23 protein-coding genes are annotated in these 24,767 nt (G+C 38.6%); 11 read left to right on the forward strand and 12 right to left on the reverse strand.

The genetic code is table 11. From position 1 onward, the window contains the following. Positions 1-278: 278 nt before the first annotated feature. The 11 genes from I2483_RS09800 to I2483_RS09850 form a co-directional block, all read right to left on the reverse strand. Positions 279-572: a hypothetical protein gene (locus tag I2483_RS09800; protein ID WP_207151462.1), complete on the reverse strand. Its 294-nt coding sequence runs from the start codon at positions 570-572 to the stop codon at positions 279-281. A gap of 147 nt (positions 573-719) precedes the next feature. Then, a complete protein-coding gene (locus tag I2483_RS09805; RefSeq protein ID WP_207151463.1) occupies positions 720-983 on the reverse strand; it encodes a hypothetical protein in 264 nt (87 codons plus the stop codon). A 6-nt stretch (positions 984-989) separates the two neighbouring features. Continuing rightward, positions 990-1,250, reverse strand: a complete 261-nt coding sequence (locus I2483_RS09810; protein WP_207151464.1) for a hypothetical protein — start codon at positions 1,248-1,250, stop codon at positions 990-992. A 306-nt stretch (positions 1,251-1,556) separates the two neighbouring features. Next, a complete protein-coding gene (locus tag I2483_RS09815; RefSeq protein WP_207151465.1) occupies positions 1,557-2,180 on the reverse strand; it encodes a hypothetical protein in 624 nt (207 codons plus the stop codon). Positions 2,181-2,214: 34 nt separating this feature from the next. Next, the gene (locus I2483_RS09820; RefSeq protein ID WP_207151466.1) at positions 2,215-2,574 is read right to left on the reverse strand and encodes a hypothetical protein; all 360 of its coding nucleotides are present in this window, start codon (positions 2,572-2,574) and stop codon (positions 2,215-2,217) included. A gap of 93 nt (positions 2,575-2,667) precedes the next feature. Continuing rightward, positions 2,668-3,240, reverse strand: coding sequence for a hypothetical protein (locus I2483_RS09825; RefSeq protein ID WP_207151467.1), 573 nt, complete (start codon positions 3,238-3,240; stop codon positions 2,668-2,670). Between the two features lie 167 nt (positions 3,241-3,407). Further along, a complete protein-coding gene (locus I2483_RS09830; RefSeq protein WP_207151468.1) occupies positions 3,408-3,644 on the reverse strand; it encodes a DUF1292 domain-containing protein in 237 nt (78 codons plus the stop codon). 17 nt (positions 3,645-3,661) lie between these two features. Then, on the reverse strand, positions 3,662-4,858 hold the full coding sequence (locus I2483_RS09835) for a replication-relaxation family protein (RefSeq protein WP_255550389.1): 1,197 nt from the start codon (positions 4,856-4,858) through the stop codon (positions 3,662-3,664). Then, positions 4,773-5,630 (reverse strand): S1 RNA-binding domain-containing protein, encoded by an 858-nt coding sequence (locus I2483_RS09840; protein WP_207151470.1) that lies wholly within the window; start codon positions 5,628-5,630, stop codon positions 4,773-4,775. Before I2483_RS09840 ends, I2483_RS09835 begins: the two co-directional genes overlap by 86 nt. 197 nt (positions 5,631-5,827) lie before the next feature. After that, positions 5,828-8,626: a type IV secretory system conjugative DNA transfer family protein gene (locus I2483_RS09845; RefSeq protein ID WP_207151471.1), complete on the reverse strand. Its 2,799-nt coding sequence runs from the start codon at positions 8,624-8,626 to the stop codon at positions 5,828-5,830. Positions 8,627-8,761: 135 nt separating this feature from the next. Further along, on the reverse strand, positions 8,762-10,018 hold the full coding sequence (locus I2483_RS09850) for a replication-relaxation family protein (RefSeq protein WP_207151472.1): 1,257 nt from the start codon (positions 10,016-10,018) through the stop codon (positions 8,762-8,764). Positions 10,019-10,489: 471 nt separating this feature from the next. On the opposite strand from I2483_RS09850, the gene I2483_RS09855 reads away from it, so the two are divergent. Next, positions 10,490-11,650, forward strand: a complete 1,161-nt coding sequence (locus I2483_RS09855; RefSeq protein WP_207151473.1) for a ParM/StbA family protein — start codon at positions 10,490-10,492, stop codon at positions 11,648-11,650. 163 nt (positions 11,651-11,813) lie between these two features. Beyond that, a complete protein-coding gene (locus I2483_RS09860; protein ID WP_207175592.1) occupies positions 11,814-12,371 on the forward strand; it encodes a hypothetical protein in 558 nt (185 codons plus the stop codon). Positions 12,372-12,624: 253 nt separating this feature from the next. Here I2483_RS09860 and I2483_RS09865 read toward each other — a convergent pair whose 3' ends face one another. Beyond that, positions 12,625-13,356, reverse strand: a complete 732-nt coding sequence (locus tag I2483_RS09865; protein ID WP_207175594.1) for a hypothetical protein — start codon at positions 13,354-13,356, stop codon at positions 12,625-12,627. Between the two features lie 791 nt (positions 13,357-14,147). On the opposite strand from I2483_RS09865, the gene I2483_RS09870 reads away from it, so the two are divergent. The 9 genes from I2483_RS09870 to I2483_RS09910 all read left to right on the forward strand — a co-directional run bounded on the left by I2483_RS09870 (position 14,148) and on the right by I2483_RS09910 (position 24,717). Further along, positions 14,148-15,017 carry a MerR family transcriptional regulator gene (locus tag I2483_RS09870; protein WP_207152518.1) on the forward strand — a complete coding sequence of 290 codons (870 nt, stop codon included), beginning with the start codon at positions 14,148-14,150 and terminating at the stop codon, positions 15,015-15,017. A gap of 84 nt (positions 15,018-15,101) precedes the next feature. Then, the gene (locus I2483_RS09875; protein ID WP_207152519.1) at positions 15,102-16,019 is read left to right on the forward strand and encodes a hypothetical protein; all 918 of its coding nucleotides are present in this window, start codon (positions 15,102-15,104) and stop codon (positions 16,017-16,019) included. Positions 16,020-16,139: 120 nt separating this feature from the next. After that, the gene (locus tag I2483_RS09880; RefSeq protein WP_207152520.1) at positions 16,140-17,516 is read left to right on the forward strand and encodes a hypothetical protein; all 1,377 of its coding nucleotides are present in this window, start codon (positions 16,140-16,142) and stop codon (positions 17,514-17,516) included. A gap of 17 nt (positions 17,517-17,533) precedes the next feature. Continuing rightward, positions 17,534-18,493: a hypothetical protein gene (locus I2483_RS09885; RefSeq protein WP_207152521.1), complete on the forward strand. Its 960-nt coding sequence runs from the start codon at positions 17,534-17,536 to the stop codon at positions 18,491-18,493. Next, the gene (locus tag I2483_RS09890) at positions 18,490-19,239 is read left to right on the forward strand and encodes a hypothetical protein (protein WP_207152522.1); all 750 of its coding nucleotides are present in this window, start codon (positions 18,490-18,492) and stop codon (positions 19,237-19,239) included. The genes I2483_RS09885 and I2483_RS09890 overlap by 4 nt, the downstream gene beginning before the upstream one ends. Positions 19,240-19,282: 43 nt before the next feature. Continuing rightward, complete coding sequence (locus I2483_RS09895) at positions 19,283-20,080, forward strand: hypothetical protein (RefSeq protein ID WP_207152523.1); 798 nt, start codon at positions 19,283-19,285, stop codon at positions 20,078-20,080. Then, on the forward strand, positions 20,077-21,936 hold the full coding sequence (locus I2483_RS09900) for an ATPase, T2SS/T4P/T4SS family (protein ID WP_207152524.1): 1,860 nt from the start codon (positions 20,077-20,079) through the stop codon (positions 21,934-21,936). Before I2483_RS09895 ends, I2483_RS09900 begins: the two co-directional genes overlap by 4 nt. Beyond that, positions 21,933-23,984: a hypothetical protein gene (locus I2483_RS09905; RefSeq protein ID WP_207152525.1), complete on the forward strand. Its 2,052-nt coding sequence runs from the start codon at positions 21,933-21,935 to the stop codon at positions 23,982-23,984. The genes I2483_RS09900 and I2483_RS09905 overlap by 4 nt, the downstream gene beginning before the upstream one ends. Positions 23,985-24,255: 271 nt before the next feature. Next, positions 24,256-24,717 (forward strand): hypothetical protein, encoded by a 462-nt coding sequence (locus I2483_RS09910; RefSeq protein ID WP_207152526.1) that lies wholly within the window; start codon positions 24,256-24,258, stop codon positions 24,715-24,717. Positions 24,718-24,767: the final 50 nt, after the last annotated feature.

A 24,767-nucleotide genomic window follows, 5' to 3' on the forward strand; every position in this document is an offset into this window, starting at 1 on the left:
CAATAAATGAACACAAAAAAATACGCTCATTTGCAAAGGATTGAAAACATGAAAACTCTCAAAAAAGAGTTTTTAGTCAATCGCATGCAAATAAGCGTATAGTAACCGGTTAATGTACGTCTCTCCCGCGTGGGTGAGAATAGAGAAAAAGTAAAATAATATAAGGTTAGCATATCATAGGCAGCGGTATTTGAAAAGAACCAAACGGGGGAAAGCCCATGCTTAAATAACCATGTTCAGGCGTGTCTGTTCTAATTGGGGGCGGCGTCTTGAACACCTTAAGAACTCGGGTTTTCAACTCCAAAGTTCCGACCTGTAGATGTGACGCCGGTTTCTATAGTCAGTATCCACTCTTGTAAGTCATCTAGATTGAAATGTCTTTCGATTAATTCTGTTGGGAACTTTTCAGGATTGTCTCGGAACCAATACATTTGTTCTAAAGCATTCGGCATTTTTCCAAACGAGAAAATATATTCATGATTTACCTTATTTCGCTCTCGATATGATCTTCGAAGGTAAATATAAAATGCACCATTGGATTTCTTTCTTGTGAGATAGCCACTTCGTTTCATTTATTCACACCCGCTCCCTTTTTTCCCCTACCATTGATATTTACAACGTGTAGGGGAAAAGTGGTATTTTTATATATACTTGTACTAGTCATTTCCGCCTCTCCTTTGCAGTGTATAATGGACGCATTAGCTTGTTTTCATTGAACATTATGCCATTATTACTGCATAGTGATGCTTAACAGAAGGGGCAGTCGCAATCACGGTTGCTCGTAACTCGTCTCCGAAATCAAGAACGGATATTTCCACCCCTTTTCGATGCTTTTTGCTTAACTTGTCAAAAACCTTGTGAAAAGTAGAGTCGTTATGCCAACTGGTGTCTATGATTTCACCATTTTCATCTATAGTTTGAACTTCAAAATCAGAAACCATTTCCAGTCTTGAATCCCCGTCTATCAAAAATTTCGCCATCATTGAATGTCAACCCCCTTTCTGCTGCGTTTTATGTGTTTGCAATGCATCGGTACTAATAGTCCAATTTGACCCAATTACACTTCCCGTTAAACTTTCACGAGACCATTCTTTCCAATGTTTAACGTAAAACATCAAATCCCCATCAGCATCTAATTTTGCTTTGGTATAAGCATCTGAGCAATCTCCTGATGGCTCAAATATTCTTTCGGCAATTTGACCAACTTCTAAATTATCTAACATTTGTCCAGTAGTTAATAAACTTCTCATTACTTTCACTCCTTCGCATTATAAACGTGAAGTTTGCTACCAATCCATAAAAATCACGGTGTGTGGTGGGTAGTGAACTGTCATTTCGAAACCTTTTCTACCACTTATAATTATTGCTACTATATCTTACGCAATTACAAAGTGAATGTTATGCAGTTAATCTCTTATTTTCTTCCGTTTCCTTCTGGGTTTCCGCAAAGTTTAATTCCGTTCGTATCACATCCGTAACACATTAGTAATACACGGGTAACAGAACGTGTTGGTATATCAAAAAGTTTATAGAAGGCAACTTTTTATAGCTAGAAATTATGATGACTTTTCAAGTGATTTATCAGACACGTACCAAAACTGGAATTGTTCATCATCCAAGTATTCAAACATCATCTGTGACCGTTTAAACGAGTCCTCTAATAAATTCTTGGCTGAAGTTATGTTGTGGTTTCGTTCGGTGATAAGTAGATTAATCATTTTGTATTGACTGTTACGTGAAGATATATGAACTTCTAGAGCTTGATGTAGCTGCAGGGAGATGAAAAAGGATTCCTTTGCTGCAGCATGAAATTCTTCGAAGTATTTTGGCACTCTAGCTTCATCGAAAACAATTCGAGCACTCGTTAGTTTATTTTTGAATGCTTGAAGTTCACTTGACGGAATGACCCTACTTCTTTCTGAAAGGTCCTTTAAAAACCCACTCATCGCTAGATTAACTTCTCGGTACTCGGAGTATACTTCGTCCATGTAATGGACTACTTGTTCATGCTTGAAAATGACATAGCGGTCGTATACTTTACTTCCTCCAAACAGTGTAAGTACGATTATAAGTGCGAACAATAACATCCAGGAACGGGATCTAGGAGAACCCTTTTTGCCATGAATCTCCTTTGGTTTCCACTGACTTATATTCTGAGATTCTGTTGGCTTCGCCGTCATTATTTTCTCACCTTGCCTTTGCTAAATAATTATTCTAGTGTAGGGGGAAAGAAAGACCATTAATTGCAGCAACAACATCAAGTTCAGTACAATCTTTCAACGAATCTAAAGGTAAGCCGGACTGGAATAAATCGTATTGAAAGGGTTTTAGGCTTTCGATATCTTCAATACTGTTTCTCAAATCCCTAGCAAGTGCTTGTAAGCCTATCAGATGGTTTTTATCTTCCGCAACTTCGATATTGGAGAGTACTGCGTCAAGATATAGATATATGGCTGAATCCTCATTTAAACCATTTTCCGCCGCATTTAATATCTCAACTTGTTTAGACTTTAAAAAGAACTCTTGGTCATCCAATTCGGAAAACATTCTGTTTTTAACAATTTGATAATCCATACCTGTCATCTCCATATTCTTACTTACTTGTATGTAGCGGCATTAAATCTGCAGTTAGATTTTTGTAGTCGAAGCAATCGTGTTTTAAGCTTCCTATAGATAGGCAACAATTATGACTCGTCCTCTTTGTAGTTCAGGTTCCAATCTTCTTAAACGACAGCTTACAAAGTCGCCTACTGCAGGTGCTTCAAGCGCACGAACTTTACTAGCTATTATTTTCACCGAAGGTTCAATTTGTACGTAAACCCCTTTCGAATCAGCCTGCACGACCTTCCCTTCCACAAGTTCACCTACTTTGTCAGCAAGATTGAACCAAGGATTTGCTAGCTTTCTACGTAGCTGTGCCGCCTCGTTCGCGGATAAGAGTGCGACGTTGTTTTCTAAATCCAATTCCTTGATGATAAATGAATCCTTTTGTGACATAAACTTCGTGTAGGAATGAAGAGGTCGTTCACGGAATGCAGATGCTGGACAATATCCAGTCACGCCGCCTGGCAGTAGAACAACAAGTGTTACTTCTTCAATGATTGTCGTCCCGTTTTCATATTTTTGCGGTAACTTCATAGGGCGTACACTCTGAATAACCCCCTCAATGATTTCACTATTTCGTTTGATGGCTGCAAGGTCAACTACAAGGTCTCCGTGTTCAAAAGATTGATTAACCATTGTGGATACCTCCTCTTCACATTTTTTATTTGCTTTTACCCGAAAAGCCGCCTTGCTATGCTAGACGGCTCTATATTTCAACGATAAAATGGTCGTTCCTATTAAATTGTAATTACCGAAATAAATGTTATGAAGCATATAACCGGGGGCGGAATTGTAAACTTGCTTTATTGTGGGGCCAAGGCTGACACGAATACTTTTTGAACCATTTCAAATTCTGAATCATCCACAATGTCCGCCAAACGCATGGTTTGGTCATATTCTTTGACAATCTTACAGAAAGTTTGTTGTGTATCATTCTGAACTATAGCGTATTGCACATCATCAATAACGATAACCTGCTCGACATTTAACAAGTCCAACTGTACATCGTTTTCGTTGACGACAATAATCGAAATTCGCAAGTAAATACCCCCCCTTTCTAAATATCCTCGAAATCATCTTCTGTAATTTCGACGACTTGGTGAGCGAGATATTCACTGGCTTTCATTCCTTGTGCATCTTTCAATAAAAACGGAATTGGAGAAAGTATTAATGATCCGTCTACAGGGTTAGACAGGAATGTTTGTTTATCAATTCCTGCAAGTAAACGTTCATCCGTTGTAAAGCGTAAAACAACGTCAGGCATATGTTCCTCTGCAAGTGAACCGATCATGGGTATCCTTGAGTCACTATCTACAATGAGAATAAGACGGTCGGGTTTGAGCGATGTGCTGACTTTATCAAAACCAATTTGAATTTCTCGGAATCGACTAATCAATCTTTGATACCATCCGTTCGTAATTCGTACTGGCTCAATCCATAAAGTCTTTAAATCTCCAGCATCCTTAATTACTTCTGCCACAAAGGCGGGACGGAATGTGGTTTGATCCTCAAGTAGTATATGAGGCTCTCGTTCCCATTTCACGATACGGTCAATTGATTTCAACTGGCAGAAGAATTCATTTGCTGTTAAATGCGAATAAAAATGGCTCATGAGTGGTCCTGCACCATTAGGAAACGTAACAGCATGGAATTTGAACCTATCAGGTACTCGTATATGGAATAGCTGCTCCGCCACTTCTGCACCTACTCGGGTCAACCCGTAGATTAGCGGTTTCTTCTTGCCGTCTGCACAAGGTGTCTTCCAAGAGAAGGCGGAAATAATGCCTCGTTGATGACACTTTGATATGAAATCTTTGATTTTATAGACATTATCTGTGTCTGCGAATACAGCTCGTGCAATTTGAGAACGAGTGGCACAACGATGTTGGGATAAGAAGTCCAATAGTTTTAACTCTGAATCTGTAAAGGAATGATTCTCCATACGACTTCCTTGCCAAAAACGAGCGGTGTTGTTGCCAGTCTTCGGCATGTAGTAGGTCATTTTTGCGTAGGGATCCGAAAATAAACTGAAATAAGTACCGTCAGGCGGCAGGTACTGCATAATGTCAGGTGGTGACGTATTTGGGTCATATGGATTTGAAGTAGCAAGGGGAATCTCAGACTTCCCCTGCCTTTTCGTTAACGTTTTTTCGTCAAATGTAAGAATGTCACCGACCATGTGACGTATTACCTCTAGTTTTTTGCCCCGCCCGTGGAATAATGACCAAACCGCGTAGACGTGCCCTTTGTTCATCAATATCTGTCACCTTGAAATTCACCTGGTCACCCTCATTCAGTATGCGCTTCCCTAAATTCGGCGGGAAGCCAGCGCGGCCTACTAGCCCCCGTGGTTCTAAACGAACAAAAACACCATGGTCAATATCGATATTAATGATAGTACCTAGATAGAATCCACCACGTTTATATTCAAGAATGAAATCACGAGGATCGCGTTCAAGTGCTTTCCTGCTTACATCTAGACGTTTATTCTCTTTATCTAATTGCATCACACGTACGTCCATTGTGGACCCGATATCAACCTCTTCTCGGAGGTCTGTTACAAAGTCGTAAGAATAATCATCGCGTTCCATTCGCACCCTTACACCTTCAACAAGTAGGTAAACACCGTACTTGTCTACACCCGATACATAGGCTTCAAAATCTTGTCCCGCCTTTGCTTTACGCCAGAACTTTACAGCTAGGGCATCTAACGCTTTTTTTCGGTTCCCTAAGAATAAACGACTGTCATTTTCATCGAACAGTTTATCAACTACAAATTGTATTGTTGAGCCCACAAAAGATTGAAGGGAACTAAATTCATAGTCATCCACTAAAGAAACAGGAATGTAGCCGTAAATGCCATTGTAGTAGACTTTTAATGCATCTTGCATCTTTTCACCATACTGCAATTTTTCAAGTCCTATTGCTTGTGCCTCAATGACATAGTTTTTTTCGCGGTGGCGATAAGCCTCTCGTAAATCAGCCCACGCTTGTGCTGTTTCGATATCTTTTTGTTTATGAACCATTCTAATTCCTCCTTTGAATTTTAAAAACAAAAAAGGAAGCACCAAATTTCCGCGCATAAGCGCAGAAACGGTACTTCCGTTTGTTTTCTTGATAATGAGATTAACATTACTATAGCGAACCTAATCTGAATTGACAAGCATAAATTATTCGGAATACAACATGAATGGCATTATTACAGTTGTACGAGACTGAGATATTAGAAATCATCAGTGATACTTTCTTTTATAGCGAATGGAGCATTGCTAACTGATGGTACGGACTCCAATATCTCAGGAGGGGCGGCGCTTAGTTTATTCTCTTGTTCTTTTATGGATTGTTCTAATGTTTGGAGTTCGCTTATTCGTATTGCATCCTCGTCATTAGAAGTTGAGACATTTGCCGATTGTACTTCACTTTCCGGGGGGCTAAACAATTGGTCAAAGTTTATATATTCAATTTCACTTTCCGGTGGGATTTCGTCCACTGGCCATATTGGTAGCTCGTCATTAGTTGATTCACCTTCTGCTTTAGGCAACTCAACAAAGCCTGACAGCAGTTCTTCTACCTGGCGATTGATTTCATCCGAGGGAACAGATGCGTTAGGTACAGGATTCGCTGGTTTATTTGGTTCTATAGGTTCCAAATCTGCATCAATTGAAAAGTCTATTTCCGATTGGAATAAAGTAGCGGACTTCGATTCTTTTTTCTTCTTTTGCTTTGCGTGTATGGGTACAACCTCTGCTTTTGTAATAATCTGTTCACTCTCTAGTTGAAGGTCAACTTGCTCTTGTTCCTCTAATGACTCAACAACACCTTTATCATCAAATGAAGGAGGTTCAGTACCACTTAAGTTTGTAACTATCTCTTGCGATACCATTGTGTCGATGATGAAATCCTTTTCATCAGTTGATTTAATTTCAGCTTTTTTCACTCGCAAATACGGTTTTAAGAACTTAGCCTCATGAACAAAACGTCCGACCGCTTTTGTTGAAATGGAAATGCTGTTATTTTCATCAACAACTTGAACAACCATTTGCTTAAATGGTAACTCGCGGATCTGGGTTGGCGAAAAACGGGGCATAAATTTCTTTTGCGTATTCATTCGGAACCCCCAAGATTTGCTGTCAGTCGTCATAGGAGAAGCACTTTCGTTTACAGATTCTTCTACAACCAACTCTTCTCCGAATTCTTTCGAGAAGTATTCGTTATCTGTAACTGTACCGCGGCCAAATACTGTCTTGGAAGATGCATTGGATAGAACAGTTTCTTTGAATCCTTTTACTATGTTGTCTAATTGACCAAGGGACTGCATCGCGATTAAAGTACCCACCTTATAAGAACGACCGAGTGTAAGGAAACGTTCAAAAGCTTCATTGGCGTAAAGAGGAAATTCATCCACATAGAGAAAGATAGGAATTCTTCCTTCTTGAGGGCGGCGGAATACAGCGCTCTGTAACTGACGAATAAAAAACTGGCCAAACATCAAGGAAAGTTCCTCAAGTTCTGCTAAAGCTGTATTGACTAGCAAGACGCCGCCATTTGCTAAGAATTCGTCGGCATCAAAAACCATGTCCCCTTCTTCACTGACAAAAAGGTTGGTTAGCATAGAGTTCAAAGCAATCTCGTTTAAATACTTCTTTGCACCTGTAACAAATTTATCTTTCTTATTTTCTACAACCTGTCTGCCTTCGTATCGAGTTCCTGGTGGGTATGTTTGTATCATTACATCATCTTTCACACGGTAAATCTTGAAGTCTAGAACTTCATCTTCAAAGTAACGGACGATGTTCTCCCAACTTTCTAACAACTTTCTAACATCTTCAGTTATATCGTCTTTTTCTAACTTTGAAATTAGTTGGTTTTTAACCTCTTCTACAACGTCGGCTAAATATCGGGGATCAGTAAACATTCGTTGAATGTGTGTGATATTGGTCAGATTGCCGTATCTAATTTTGGCCAACAGCGTATAAGTCTGTGCTGCTTCGTTTTGTTGCCCTTTAAAAAATTCATCCTGGTCACCAGTTAGTGCGTTAAGAGTTCCTTGGAATGAGGCGGCGGCGGCTTCAAGTGGTCCGGCGAATGGATTGTACTTAGTAGAAAATGCTTTAGTCGGGTCAATAACCATAATCTTTTCATCTGGAATCCCCAACTTCTTCGCAAGCATTAAGACATCATCTACTCCGTCACCCTTTGGCTCCAAAAAGATCAAGCCCATCTTTCTTCTCCCAGTAGCAATCTTAATAAGATCTTGTGCAATCCTGAGCAAGATGGCAGTACTGGTTTTACCAGAACCGGTAGCACCAAATGATCCTTCGTGTAAAAACCGTTGGTCCTCTTTTATTACGAGGGGTTTCTTTGTACTCATGTCATATCCAACAATTACATCACACATATCCATTTCTGCTGTATGTGTATAACGGGTGAGGAATGGCATCTCCCAAGTGTAGAACTGGTCATGCAAGATATCTTTGTTAATTTGAAAGTGCCGAACAATCGTGAAACCTAACAAAGCAGTCACGATAACAGGCATAAAATACACGAGTAGGATTAATGAGTTTAAATCATCAACTAGAAAGAATCCTTTTCGTGACTCATTTACTTGTATGGAGCTTAAATAGGGCACGTACTTTTCAGTGGAATACCTTGCCGCCCCCGCCCAAGACATCATGACGAACGAGCTTATGTTTAAAAGTAAAGATAAAATCCGTCCTTTTTTTGTACGAGACCAATCCAAAATCACCTTATACCCTTTTTTTATCGGGTAGGTAATTGTGGAGTAGTTCCAAGTGAAATAAGGAAGTATCCAGAGCGTAATAAATGCTGGCCAAGAAATTTCATATAGCCAACTAAAGGCATAACTACCTAACAATGATGAGAACCAAGTGAAGAACCCTAGTGGTAGTAATACCAATAGATTAAAGGCGGTAAAGATCGTCACTAGAATAGTATGCCCTTTTAAACGGATAAATTCGTACGTACGTTCGGTAAGTTCAGCCTTGCGAAAACGTGGTTCCAAAAAGCACTCCCCTCTCAATACCTCCAAAAAACAAAAAAAGCACCGAAAAGACATAAACTGTCTAAACGGTGCTTCCGTTGAAAGTGAAATTTGGTGGTTTATTATGCTTCAGTATAGAAAACGTTGGTAAGCCTGTCAATCTGAAAACGGAGGTTGCTCTAAGATTTCACGTTTTGAGTTATACCAAATAGGTGAACTCGCACCTAAGTCTACAGAGTGCGTATGTTCGTAAAATATTCTTTCCTCAATATCCCTTACTTGCTGCAGGTCAAAACCTTTAAGGGGCGGCACGGGATAAAAAGTAGAATAATAGAGGACCAAAAATACATGTTTATGCTCCCGCTTGAATTTTTGATAAACCTTAAAAAATTTCCCCCATGGTTCACTTTGATAGCCTTCTCCGTTTACGACGAAATAGTAATGACTCTCTTGACCTCGTTTTACAACGGCAATCTTATAACCTACTACCTCCCCTATTGCAATTGGCTTGTTATTAGTCGAGAAGGATTTAAAATATGACAAAGCATTTCGTTCAAACTCTAACCTTGTGCTAGGGATCATAAGTTGTAGGCGGGACTCAAAATGCCTTAATTCCATTACCAGTAAATCAACCTTATCTACAAAATCCTTACAAGTTGATGTATAGGCTTGATAAAAGGACTGAAAACGAACTTGTTCGCTCGCATTAACCAATTGGTTTTGATAGCGTTTACCTCGGTTAGGAATAATAACTATAACTCCTTTTGGTAACGGCATGTTGTTTTTGGTCAACCATTGAAAGTATCGGTTATACCCACTAAACTTATTTACTAAAGCTTCCCCTCGCTCCGTTGAACGGTCTACCTCTAATTCATAAAGTTCATCCAATACTTTAATTTCACCGTCAGGGCGGAACTTCGCTTTCCCCTCGTTAGACACTTTATAAGCTGTAGCAGCATATCGATTGTCACGATAGTCAAACACGCCCGGGTAGTTTCTCTCAAGCACTTGATAGACGTTAAATACGTCTACCTGTTTTAGAAAATGGTCAATATTGATAAGAGTAGGAGTGGCCAATGAGTAATCAAAATAGCCGTTATCATTATTAAAGCCTTTACCTATGTAAGACGGCTGAAGATCTAAATAGGCTATTAGTTCATCGTAGCCGTAGGCGGTTAAGTAATACACCCCCCCTTCTTTAAAGTCCCTACTAGATCTTTTCACGAACTTTTTTTCAGTTAACTTACTGAGTATCTGATAAACAGATCTACGAGTTGAATCATAATGAGACGATTGGCTCGGTACATTCCAAACAGAAAAAACGATTTGTTCGACAATAGCTCCCCTTACTCGATACAAATACATAAGTACGTCGAACTGTTTTGGTGCCGATTCTTCTAGAGATTCTATCAATTTTATACCTCCAAATATTTGGTTCAAATTTAGGTGTATCATAGGGCAAATTAGTCACGCTGTCAAAAGAGGCGATGAAATTCGAATTAAAAGCTAGTGTAAATAAGGCTTTATATTACTTTATATACATCAAACAAGTACATCAATCTACTGCTTCAATCATTGAAGTGCTTAATTGAAGTACTTGATTGAAGTACCTAAGAGGGCATTAACTCATTGTTCAACACAAATAATAAAAGAGAAATCTAATGAAGTTTACATCTCGTAGTTGTGTCGTAAGTGGAGGTCTATAAAGCGATAGAATGATTATGTATTACATTGGTAACACAATGTAATACCAATGTAATATTAATGGGTATACAAATGTATTACACTCGTATCACACCCGTATCACGAAATACTTGCTAAACCCTTAACAACGCTGTAAACTGTAAATAGTAAGGCAAACTTTTCTAAGGAGATGGAGATTAAATGAGCAAAATTATTAAAGTCGGTGTAGATGCAGGGAACAACGCGTTAAAGCTGTGGGTAGAAGGCGAAGATCCGGTAATGGTGCCTTCCACTTACGCATTACATTTCGGAAATGCTACAGAACAATTCGAACAGGCAGATATACCAATAGATGAACTGTTAGACAACATTGACGTTACGATAAACTCTAAAGCTCTCAAACATAATAACCTACGTTACTATGTGGGAGAAACGGTTCTTGGAAACCAAATAAAAGGGAATGAGTTTGAAAAGCTGTCCGATAAGTCAACTGATGAAATTCCAGTCATTTTGACTCTTTCAGCACTTGCTGTGGAAGCTATTAAAAGAAATCCAACTACAGATATGATCAAAATGTCTTTCGATTTGTCGGTTGCGTTGCCAGTGGCTACGATTACTCAGGATAAAGCTATTGCGCATTCAAAAAGATTGATGGGTGCTCACGAAGTTGTGTACCATCATCCATCAGGTAGAAACGTAACTGTGGAAGTAAATGTAGAATTTTGCAAATGCATTCCTGAAGGTGCAGCTGCCGCTTGGGGTGTAGTTTTCGACGAAAAAGGCAACCTATCTTCTCGTCAAGTTGAAACGAACGATAAATTAAAAACGATCAACTTTTCGGACAAGCTTTTACTTCACATCGATATAGGTGCTGGTACAACCGAGATCGTTGTTACCGACGGAGTTCAATACAAGCCTAGAATGTCAGAAGGCCTGAACTACGGTACGAAGGACACGATAAACGAAATCATTAAAAGATGGAACAAGGAGTATCCTAGAAAATCGATTAATGGAATTTCTGAGTACAATGAAATCTATTTCAATTCAGAACACCCAAGACATATCGATCTTTTGGCTATATCTAAAATACCCTTACGCAACTTGGCCATATTATTGAGTCAGGCTATCATTAATAAAATCGATGATTTAAAGGATGATCCTTACACGTTTATTTATGGTGGTGGTTCAATTATCTTAAAATCGCACTTAGAAGAAATTCTGAAGTCAAAAGATCGTTTAACGAATGTGGTCTTCCTTGGTAATCCTATGTACGTAAACGCTCGAGGTTTATTAGTATTTGCCCTTTCACCAGTATATGATGCGTCTAAGGATACAGCGTTAGCTACTAAGTCAGGAAAATAATATTCATTGATACGTTTCGGTTAAAAAAACGAAGTTTGAGTTTATAATAAAGGCATACAATGATGACCAGCTTGTGCTACTACTTTAAAAAGTAGTAGCATTTGTTGAGAAGTGAAAAGCGAGGTGAAATCGCTTCAGGAGATAATGTTTCCTAGCGGATATTATGAGCAAAAAAAGAGACAAAATTCATAAACCGGGAGAACGCCTATCTGTCTATCTAAACAAAGAGCTTCCAGACCATTTCTTTGATTGGATTGCTAAACAAGATGATGTATCAGCATTCGTAATTTATGCCTTGGAACAACTTTACAGTGAAACAGGAAATAAGAATGTCGCAAATATGCTACCGCGAAGATTTCATTTTGAAGATACAAAAACTAGCATTCAGCAGCGTGAACTTGTTAAAGTACCAGTAATCGTTGAAACTATCACTTCTGAGTTCGAACATGATGAGTCAACAGCGTCAACAGCGTCAACAGAGTCAGCAGAGTCAACAGCGCCAACAGAGTCAACAGAGTCAACAGCGCCAACAGCGTCAACAGAGTCAACAGCGCCAACAGCGTCAACAGCGTCAACAGCGCCAACAGAGTCAACAGCGCCAACAGCGTCAACAGAGTCAGCAGAGTCAACAGCGTCAATAGAATCAAATGATTTAGAAGATAACTCTCTTGAGACAAAAAAGTGGGCTAACACAAGTAATGTAGATCCAGACAACTTTTAACCACCCTCGGGTGGTTTTTTTACTTATACATATTTACTTGTGATAACTGGTAGATCCAGGTTCAAATCTACCTCACACTGCCCCCTACTCGTAGCTGCATTGTTCCTGCCGGGGGATTATAAACTGATAGGTATTTCCTTGGATTAAACGGCAAAGAGAACTACATTTGCTTTGAACAATACAAAAGCGGTACTACAATTGATTAAGTAGTACCGCTTTTTACCTTTGTAGTGTTACCTGTTTTCCTGCTAGTTCACCAAGGGCATGACTCTATATATGCCAATGTCCACTTTAGTTTTCGGATAACTTTGCAATCGGCTAAGGAATTTGAGTCAAGGGATTCCAATTCTTTAAGGACAAAGATTTGTAAACTCTTTGCTATCTCTTCTTCTTCATACATTCCATATAAATAATTAATATAATATAAACTATCGACATCTTTTAAAACTATCGGGTTTCTATTTCCTTCGAAATTATGAAACCCCATTTGAAATATACTATCCTCTAAATCTTCATTCTCGGGTAGGAGTTTTAAATTTATAATTTGCGGGTCAATAACGATTCGCGGATAATCAGCCAATCCATTTTCAATATTATATGCCCTAATGAAAGCGGGACCATAGGAGATAGAGCCTTTGTGATAAAGTTTACCTGCGGATACACCCCCACGTATCAAAATTCCTTCATCGGCAAGGGTTTTTTGTATTAAGTTTAGCTTCATAACAAAACTAAAAAAACTCGCGGAGTTAGTATAAGGCAAGCTAACTACAAGGCTATCTGAAAATTGAGCCATTTCTAGTGCTGAGTTTTCGGTCGATTGCTTTATTTCATTTTGTTTAACTGCCTCTTGCACATTATCTAAAGCTTTATATAATTTTTCTGCGTACAATGTATCACTTTCACTCTTTTGTACTAAAGCGCTAAATCCTAGTATGTCAATAAATGCTACTAGTCTGTTTTCATATTTACCTTCTTGTAAGTCCAAGTCTATCGCCCCTTTGAGTTGTATACTCTACTGTACATTACACCTCTATTATAATTTAGCAGTTTATCGAACCCGTGTATTGTTCTGGGTTCCATTCTTAATACAATGTCACCCTTTTGAATATGAAAAACAACATCATTAATTGGTATATAGAAATGAATTCTCTTATAGGGCTGAAAGTTCACTTCCCTACTCACGGTTCCATATCGAGGAGTGGTTTAGAGGTTAAAGACAGGTATGAAGTACATCTTTTGACAAGTGTAATACAACCGCTACCGGACCATGCATCGATTGTAATACTAAAGTATTACAATCGATGCATGGTCGTATCACGATGGTAACACAAATATGAAGAAAGTTAATGAATTGGCCTTTTTTTGCTCAGAAAACCAAATCAAGTTGGTTTATTGAGTTTGATTTGGGTTAAATCAAACTCAATCATATTCAATCGTATTCAATCATATTCAAATCGGTATTTTTTGTTCAGAAAACCAAATCAAGTTGGTTTATTGAGTTTGATTTGTTTAAAATTAAACTCAATCACTTTAAATCACATTCAATCGTATTCAATCATAGTGAAATCGAAATTTTTCTCGGTTCTAGACATACCGATTACCGCTTTGACTTGCTTTAAATTTTTCAATCACATTCGTATTGATTGAATACGATTAGTTTTGATTGAGTTTGATTTTAAGTGAATCAAACTGAATCAAGTCAATCATCCAGATTGAATAGAGATGGTAAATAGGTTAGAATCATAGTAAGAACAACGTTTGAAGGGGGATGAGCTGTTGGATTCGTCAGAAAAAAAGGAAGAGCTTCTAAGGGTTTTCAAAGATGATCCATTATGGAGACATATAGAAACACTTAGCTTACAAAACCGTGTATTTGAAAATGAAGAGTTCTTAGAAAGTATTATATGGGGCATTGATTATACAACTACACAAGTCGCCAAAATGTTAAACGTGACAAATAATCAAACAATCATAAATTTACTCAATCGACATGACTTGAAAGAGTATGTTCAAATACCTCAAAGCGATAACGGTTATTATTCGTTTGACCATATCGCCATTTTTCAGTTAAGATTAATTTTGGTATTGAGAGATAATGGTCAGCAGCCAAAAGAAATCGCAACTATAATAGGAACTAAAACTCAGTACAGTAGGGGAGAGTTCCGTAAGAAAACTATCGTGAATGAAAATGGTTTAGCAGAGGAAAAAGAAAGTACAGAAAGAATTGTAGAGCTCAAAGTGCAGCAGGCTTTAGAAAGTATCTTACCCAAAATGAGTCAAGAGTTATTAAGATATAAAAACCATTATGAAAACTCATTGATAGAAATGCAAATTGAGAATGGGTTAAGTCAGTGGGAAATAAAAATGCGGAGTATTGTAAATCAAATAGAATTATTTGAAACTCAAATGGAAGTTCTCACAAGCCATCCGACCATAAAACCGAATATATTTACAAAGATATTTAGCTTGCAAAATGAACCCAATGAAATTCAAGTAACTAAATTACAAGTTAATTTAAAAGAAAAAGTAGAAAAGCTAGTATCAGAGAAGAGGAAACTCGAAGTAGAAAAGACGGCATTGTTGGAGCAGCAAATTAAGTTGAAAAAAATAAGTGAAACTGCTACATTAGATTTTGAAGATAACTGAAAATCACAGGGGTAACTATGCGAAGCACGCATCTCAAGACTTTGAGGTGTGTGTTTTTTATATGTGAAGGGAGTAGATGTGGTAATGGTGAAAATTGCAGAAAATGAAGATGGCATATTTGTGTGGAATCATAGCATTGAAGCGCAAGCGAGGTTGGGCATTATTACAAAAGAAAAGGACTCTCTACTAATTAACTTTTTAAAGAAAAAGTTAAGAGAAAAGAATGAAGTCAACTACCATATGTCTACAAGTGTAACGAGCGATGTAATAGCTTTCACAGATACATTGAGTATATTGCATTTTGAAGAGTTTCCATCTCCAGGTGAAAACAATCCATTTTCAAACGACCGGATGAAATGGGTTCAGATGTATTTTTCATTAATATCTATGATTCACCAAAAGGAGCGAAGTGAATTCGTGCCGTTAGGGAGCTTCCGTGCACATGCAGAAGGTCCACTTATTGGATATTACAGATCTATACAAAATATGGAGGAATCAGAAGATAAATCGTTATTGAACACTCATTTGCAAAAACTTGAGAACGTAAAATGGAATATTAGTGTTGATGAAGATTTTGTATATAAAATAGAAGGAGAAACAAATGAAGAATTATTGGAGTCGTTTTTCATTGGTGCATGGGCATATTGGCTATACACAGCGTTCATCGTTGATCCTCGTCCGATAAACTTATTTGTTGAATTAGATGGATTAATGGTCAATTTCCCTGTTCTAGCTGAATCACGTAAATTCATTACCTTTATTACAGACTCTCTTGCACGACTTACTTTTCAACTAAATATGAGTTTCACGATAAAATCACCAACACTTTTCCCAATACCGGAGTCGCTGGTCGAACATTTAGTGATTCAGGATATTCAAACTGCAGATATGATGTGGTCGGAAATACCTCTTTTCCCAACTATAAACAGTGGCGAGGATATTGTTTGGGAATATCAAAAGACTTTCCGTAAGATGAAATTGGCACTTGCAGACATAAATTGACTATGCTATATTGAACTCAGCTTAATAGAAAACAGCCCAAAGTTTGCGAAGCACGCACTACTAACCGTAGTGTGTGCTTTTTTTTGTCTTCAAATCTTCAAAAAGGAGGTATTTCTTGCAGTGAAGTTGATTTTTGCGATTTACAACGTTGATTTCGCTAAACAATTAAAGGGGAATATGGAAGCCGATGGTCAAGCTCAAATTATTGATATTGTAAGTTCCGAAGAAGACTTGATAAATATGATAGCTAGAAATCCGACAGTCAGTGGTGTTTTAATATCCACTGATATTGCAACGAAATTGGGCAACCGTAACTTAGAATTGTTAGTTGATATTCTACTTGTTGCCAGGGAGAAATTCCCGAGCATTGTGTTTTCGGTATTATCTTCCGAAAGACAGGGGCATCCAGTGCATGCTGAATTGGTAGATATGGGGATATACAATATCTTTGTAAAAGATGCAGCCAAACTTTCTATTCCCTTACTTCTTCATTCATTTTTGGAACCAGCATCATTTTCTTCAGTAATGCGACATCGAATGGTCGACGATTCTATTCCCTGGCGACGAAGTTTTAATCGACAGACCACAGTTCGCGTCGACTTTAGAGAATCCGAATCAATACCGGAAGCTGAGATGGAAGAAAAGAAGACTGAGGTTATACAACCTGCTCAATTGGATGAAAAAGTGAAAAAAAAGTTTCATTGGTCAGAATCTGGTCGTGATAAAAGTAAACCTTCGGTCAAAATGGAGCAACCTCAAGAATTTATCAAAGAATGGTTCGATGATGAGTCTAGGGTAATTACTAACGACCCGATCATTGGCACTGTAGTAATCGCTCTAGGAAGTGTGGCCCCACATCTCGGCACCACTCATACAGCAATTAGTATTGCGTCTGCTTTAAAGAAAAAAGGACATATGGTTGCTTTGGTAGAAGCAAATGCCTCGCAAGATTTTGATCGGATACATTCATTGTTTGAAGGTGAAAACCGTCCAATCTTATCCGAACCTAGTTTTGAGATGAATGGGATTGAACATTTCAAATATCGCGGAGAGGATTCTATGCAAGAACTCTATGCGATATATGAATTTTTAGTTTTGGATTTAGGGAATTTAGATCTCATGGAATTTGAGAAGGAATTTAAAAGGGCCCACGTGAGAGGTGTATTATGTTCGGGCCATGAATGGAAATTTCATTGGATTGAAGAATTTCGCAGAAAACATTTCAACGAAAATGACATATTTTATCTAGTCCCTCACGGTGAACCAAGCGTTGTGAAAGATTTGCAAGAAAGAATCCCAGAAGTAACAGTTTTATCAATTCCGACCCATACCGATCCTTATAAGCCGAGTAGAGACGCAGAAATGTTTACAGAAAGTTTATTATCCGGATTTATAAAGGGGTATGGCAAGAAATTTACCAAAAGCGCTTTAATCGGGACCAGTGTGATAAGTATAACGCTCACTTTAATTGTCATTAGTGCTTTTCTAATTTTATAAAAGGAGGAACAAACGTATTGGCTATTCGATTACGAACCAAAAAATTACTGTGGGCAGGCGCTCTTGGAGCTAGCGTTACATTGGTTCTCGCTGCAGTAGGAGGATATTTACTCTACACGAAAAATCAAGCTAGTGAACTTGCGTTAGCAGAACAGTACCGGTCTGAACTAAAAGTATTAAATGAAACCGTCGTTCAAAACGAAGAGGGCTACGCACTTAAAGAGGATGTAGACCGTGGTCAATTGATAACAGAAGACCTGTTGGAAAAGGTCACACTATCAGCGGCAGCAAAATCAGAGGACGGATTGGAACTTATCGAAATTAAGACAATTGATTACTTTTCCCGGACCGATTTGAAAGCAAACACTGTCCTTGTCGAGTCAATGGTTTATGAAGAAGAAGCACTTGGTAACGACATCCGGGAAACTGAGTATGCCTTTATTGACCTTCCAACAAAGTTGAAAAATGAGGATTATGTCGATGTTAGGATTCAGTTCCCGAACGGGGATGATTATATTCTTTTATCTAAGAAAAAAGTTAAAGATACCGCTGGTTTAACACTTTGGATGAACATGGATGAAGGAGAAATTCTTTCTATGAGTTCTGCCATTGTGGATGCCTTTATCGAGGAAGCAAAAATATACGCACTTCCATATGTAGATGGTCCGATGCAAGTAGCTTCTGAAATGACATACCCAGTTAAATCAAACGTGCTTCAGTTGATTAAGGAAACGCCAAACATCGTTAACATCGCGAAGCTTAACCTTGAAAAGCAGAATCGAACCCGCCTAGAGTCTGGTCTAAATGAAATGAATTCAGAACTACGTCAAAAACTTCGTCAAGGCCAAGCCGAAACTGAAGCCCAGCGACAGCAAGACGATAAAGAGCGTGAAATAAACGCCCTTAATCAGTTCGATCAACCGACTGAAAATGATTTGATTGGAGATCCGTTCAAAGAAGGAGTAGATGCTAAATGAAAATGAAGTTAATGCAGTTTATCGGCACCCGTAATAAGACTGATTTTGTTATATACCTCAGTCACGTCTTAACTCAACTTGACAAACGCGTCTTGATTGTCGATAACACACGAAACGAATGGTACCGCCATGGATACGTACGCGAAGGGGGCCAACAACGCCTGTTTGATTTTCAGGGGGTCGACATTTTGTACGGAACGAACAACTGGTTAGAAATTGAATCTTCTTTACAACAATCAGGTGAAACATCTATTAATTACGATGTGGTTCTAATTGACATGGATACAACGGAAATATTGGAACAGGAATGGCCAGTCTTCGATGAACGTTTCTATGTAGGAGATTTTGACCGGGCCCATCAATTAAGAGATGTCGAATTACTAAAAACATTATTCCGTACAAGCGAAAGTAACGAGCTGAAGCGGATTACATTTGAGTCAAAATACAAAATGGATGCCGCATATTTTGAATCCATTCTTAAAGTAGATGTAGCATGGCGTTCAATGAATTACCTATTCGAACCAGATGATTTTAGTGATGAGCTTCGTATCCATATGCAGCATGAACAAGATATTCCGTACCGACGATTAAATAAGCAATACAAAGAGTTATTGTCTGAGATCGTTTCAGCACTATATGAAATGCATATCAAAGATGTATCGGATGCTGTGAAACCATCGTTTTTCAGTTTTCGCTCAAAATCCAAACAAATAAAGTCAACTGTACTTGAAAGCACAAATGCTTAATAAGTGAAGCTAGCAACAAGGGTTCTTGGAAAGGAGAAATAAAATGGGTAAAACTATTGTGAATTGGTCACCGGTTCACGGACAAAGCGCTACAACCTCTCATACGATTGCCCTTTCGTCAATGCTGTCGTTAGATCAATCATATCGCTCATTATTAACACATGCACAACTATCCTATGCAACGATGGATTCCATTTATAGTGATTCGAAAAAACCTGGTTTCGAAGATGGAGGGGTAGTTGCTTTAGAACGATTAGTGAAAAGTAAACTACTTAAACCTGAAGACGTTCCTAATTACACAGAAACGATATATAAGAACCGCCTTGATTACCTTTCAGGCAGCATGAGAGAAGGGGACAACTCGGATGGGAAGAAGTTGAATGTGATTTTACACGCTGCACAGGTGGAATATGATTTTGTGTGGATTGATGTACAGGCTGGAACCAAGGACCGTACGACGGTTGAATTGTTAAAAAATGCTGATTTTGTACTGGTTAATCTACCTCAAAATAAGTACATCATCGAAAAGTTCTTTGATGATATACCTGAGGAATTAAAGGACAAGCCCTATTTCGTTCTTATCGGCCTGTATGATCTAAATGCAAATTATTCAATTAGAAATATCAAACGACAGCTAAAATCGAAAGTTCCCATATTCACTATTCCTTATGCAACAGGATTTAGAGATGCGGTGAACCAAGAATCTGTTACAGAATTTTTTGTTAGAATGTTGAGAGTTGAAAAAGGTGACTTGCTCTATCCGTTTATAGACTCAGTTAGAGATGTTAACATCGCTTTGCTGAAAAAACTGGGCTATGCACGTTCGGAGGATTGGTCATGACGTTTTGGTTTAACGCTTCCATCATTCTTATGTTAATCTGTATTGTGTTTTTTGTTGTTGCATGGCGAGTGTTGCAAGGTAGCAAGCAAAAAGGACCTTCAGAACTCAGTGATCGCGAACACTATTCCATACCGAAGATTGAGAAACATGTAAAGGAAAAGTTAACTGAGCTGACGACAATGAATTTATATAATCTTGGTCTATCCGAAGAGGAATTCAATCGGCAAAACCGCCGCCGTCAAGAACTTAAGGAGGCTCTTAAGAATTGTAATACCGGCGATTTTGGTTCCAAGACCTATGTACGAGAGTTTATGTATGATTTCTTACAAAAGAGCTATGGGTTTAATGAAGAAAACATTAACTGGGCGATTCCTTTCAATACTCCCTCACAATTGAGCGGACGTGATGTATTTGACATTCTTCTATTCCTGTATACAAAAGAACATGGAAAGAATGGCCTGGGTCAATTGCTTGAAGAATACGGTCTTGCTAATCCTAAAGACGATGGCGGATATCGAATTCAGGAAAGGGAAATTCGCGAAATTTACAATGAAAAGGTCAAATACCTTAGATACGAGGATAAAGTACGCATTGTCGTACAACGTATTTATGCCCAATTTAAAGGTTTCGGTGTCATTGATGATATTCGGGATGCTTCGATTGACGGGGTATCTGGTGGCGTTTCAGGACTTCCCCCGAGAATGGAAAACTTTGACAATGAAGAACAAATGATTTCTTCATTTAGTACCGGTAAAACGGGGCTCAACAGTGTATGGATAATGTATAAAGGAAAATCCATTCACCTTTCCTTCTTACAATTTGAACATGAAGCTGAGCTTAGAAGGGTCGTTCAAAACTCATATAAGTACAACTTTCCAGGACAATTGTCCGAATCTAAGCCATACATTATTAACGAAATGCATGATGGCTCACGTGTAACGGTAGTTCGTCCGAAATTTTCGGAATCATGGGCGTTTTTTATTCGGAAAAAGTATGATATGCAAAACCTTGATCTCGAACAACTCATTACACACCCTAATGCTGAATTACCGATTACCTTAATGAAATATATGATAAAAGGAAATCGGGTTACAGCCATCACTGGTGGACAAGGAAGCGGGAAAACGACTTTGTTAATGGCATTAATAGAACATATTCACAAAGCGCTGAATCTGCGAATCCAAGAAACTAGTTTTGAGCTGAACTTACGGTCCCTGTACCCGGATCGAAACATTTTATCATTTCAAGAAACGGATAATATTAGCGGACAAGATGGCCTGGATCTACAAAAGAAAACGGATGGGGCGGTCAACATCTTGGGGGAAGTGGCAACCGATCCGGTTGCTGCATGGATGATTCAAACTGCGCAGGTTGCAAGTTTATTTACAATTTTCACCCACCATGCGAAAACATTCTCTATTCTTGTTGATAGTATACGAAACTCGCTACTAAAAACAAATACGTTTTCTAATGAAGCAATTGCAGAAGAACAGGTTGTGAGTGTTTTAGAATTTGATATTCACTTACGTCAAGACTATGACGGTTCCAGATATATTGAACGGATTACAGAATGTGTGCCGGTTCAGACAATCCAAGATGACACAGATATTCTCTCGAAAGACATAGGACAAGAGGAGAAAATGGATGCGTTTTTGCTCGCTGCAACCCGCTTTTTCAATCGACAAACACAAAAGCATTACAAAGCTCGTAACGTTATTGAATTTGTGGACGGTAAGTATGTAGCGGGTGAACCACTCAGCCATGAACGACAAAAAGATATCGAAAGTAATTTATCCTTGGATGAACAAAAGGCATTCCGCACCTTTGTGAAAGAGGTATGGGGGGATGTCGCATGATACAGTGGCTGACCTATATCGCAATCGTTGGTTTTGTAGTACTTCTAGGTATTTACATCATAGGGAAAAAGCGCTCAAACAAAGGTAAAGGTACGAATCCTTTCGATTTCGGAGCTACTTCATCGACATGGAAAGTGAATTCAAATGAATACGCGCAGACAGCATATACGCAGTCGATAAAAACGCCTTTATTAAAGGGAATCATTTTGCGAATCCGTATGCGGATTGAAACCCTTTCCGTCTACGATGAATACACCTTACGAAAAGAAGTAATGCGGATTGTATTTACGATTGCAACATTGATTATTACGATTGTTTTAGCGGTACTAATAGTACGCCCAAGTTGGCTTATTATATTTTGGGTTTTTCTGGGTGTTGTTTTTTTAGCGGGCGTCATGCTCGATTTCTTCGTATATCGAGTAGAAGCAAGACTTCTAAATCAATTGAAAGAGTTCAATAATCGGTTTCGCTACTTTTACCAACAATCGAAGATGGTTGACGAAGCAGTATATGAATCTATTCAACATGCTGGTCCCGAAATGCGGGTACAAGCAGACCGTATTTACCATATTCTAACGAATGTTGATCCGGAAGCGGAACTGGCAAAGTATGAAGAAGTTGCCCCTTCTAGATTTTTGAAAATCATCGCTGGACTTGCTGTTCTCGTCAAAGATCAAGGAGATGTAATCAACGAACGCGGTAGTGCTTTTTTGAAGGGACTAACAGGAGTAAACCAAGAACTAAACTCTGAGATCATGTATCGGTCGAAATTAACTTACAAAATGCGAGGGTTAACTGTTCTTTCGCTCATCCCGATTTTTGGAGCTCTTCCAATACAAAACTGGGCAATTTCTACATTCCCTGTAATGAAAACATTCTACGAGTCTCGTGTTGGTTTTCTAGCAGAAGTGCTTGTATATGGGATATCACTACTATCCTACTTTTTAATTCGAAAAATGCGAGAAATTAATGAAGCCAAGTATCAAGCGACAACTAAACGGTATAAGTGGGAAAAGTGGACACTTGAAAAGGTCCCATTCCTCAAAGCTATTGTGAATGGATTTACACCGACCTATTTTTCCAAAGAACATTTCAAGTTGAAAAAGCTTTTGAAAGATGCAAACTCTCCCCTAAAAATCGAGTGGTTGACACTTCATCGCATGTTGTTAACTACTAGTGGTTTTCTATTGCTAACTATCGGCTTTTGGTACGCACATGAACGCCAGGAACATTCAACTTTATATTCGGTGGTTCCCGCTACATTATTTGCCGGGAACGTTACTGACGAGGATTACGCTGTGTTTGAAGAACAAACGGCATTTGATCGTCAAATTATCGAAGACATGAGAGAAATGGAAGGTTTGTCGAGTGAAAAATTACAAGCGCACATTGCAGCTCAACTTGGCATTGACAATGTGAGAGACATAAAAATTAAACAAGCAACGGACCGAATTAGTCAGAAATGGCTCGTCGTCCAAAATTCATTTTTGAAATGGTGGGAAGTACTTGTTGCCATTCTAGCTGGATGCATGATGTGGATGATTCCTGTTTGGATTCTTCAGTTCCAGCGCTTGTTACGCACCAAGGATATGGAAAACGAGGTTCACCAATACCTTATTCTTATCAGTATTTTAAAGGAATTTGAACGGATGAGCGTCTATTCGATACTTACATGGCTTGAGAGGTTTGGAGTGGTATTCAAAGATCCGCTGCAAGAAGTACTTCAAATATATGATTCTGGTCCTGAGGAGGCACTTGACGAACTAGGGGAACAAATCAGTTTCGAGCCATTTAATCAGATTATCGAACGATTGAAACTCTCGTTAATTCGAATATCCATCAAAGAAGCCTTTGATGACATTGATATGGAACGTGAATTTTATCTTGAACAGCGAACAGAAGCAAATCAACGTTCACTGGAGGAAAAGGGTTCTTGGGCAAACATGCTTGCTGGGGCTCCAATGTCTGCTTTAACGTTTCTCTACCTAGTTGGTCCTCTGATTTATTCAAGTGTCGTGGAATCGAAGGACATGCTAACGCGATTGTAACCAACAGGTATTTCCTTGAAAGGGGTGATGCAGATGCAACTTAGAAGTGAGCGGAAGTCCAAATCAGCTTTCAAAGCTGGTAGCAGCTTATTAGTCGGAATAGCATTGATTGGAATTTCTCTCAAAACATACTGCGCTTTACGAGGCAAATAGTATCCGGTATATGAATCGGTTCAATCAGTTTTCTATTATCCTAGCCTGGTGTTATCTCCAAGCGGAAGAGCTTGTCGATATAAGAACAAAACCTAAATGAAAGGGAGAGATTTAGCTTATGAAAGAAAGTACAGCCACTGCCTTGATGTTCGGGGCAGCACTATTCCTCGCATTAGCATTAATTGGAATATCGGTTAACGTCTTTAGCCCTGCTACTGAGGCCGCTAAAGCAGCAACAACTGATTTCTCGTCTGCAACAACAGAACTGAAGGATCAAAAGTATCTTATTTACGACAATACGACAATCTCTGGTTCACAAGTTGTGAACGCCCTCCGTAAATTCCAAGCTGAAGGCGAATCTGGAAACATCGCGATTCATGTATCGACTGGTAAAAACAAACTAGGCGAATGGTATTATAATACATTCTCGACAGCCGGCATAGGTACTGGTGGAATAAAGCCTACAAACATAAACAAATCTACTGATCCAGAGTATGTGAACCCAAGCGGTATGTTCAAAGCATCTGTTGAACGGGATGGCAACAACGTTATCCGTGCACTGTATTTCGCACAAGAATAAGTAAATGACACATGGATTTGTACCTAATCGAAAATTTAGTTAAAAAAGGA

Source organism: Sporosarcina sp. E16_3 (assembly GCF_017347125.1).
Classification (GTDB): domain Bacteria; phylum Bacillota; class Bacilli; order Bacillales_A; family Planococcaceae; genus Sporosarcina.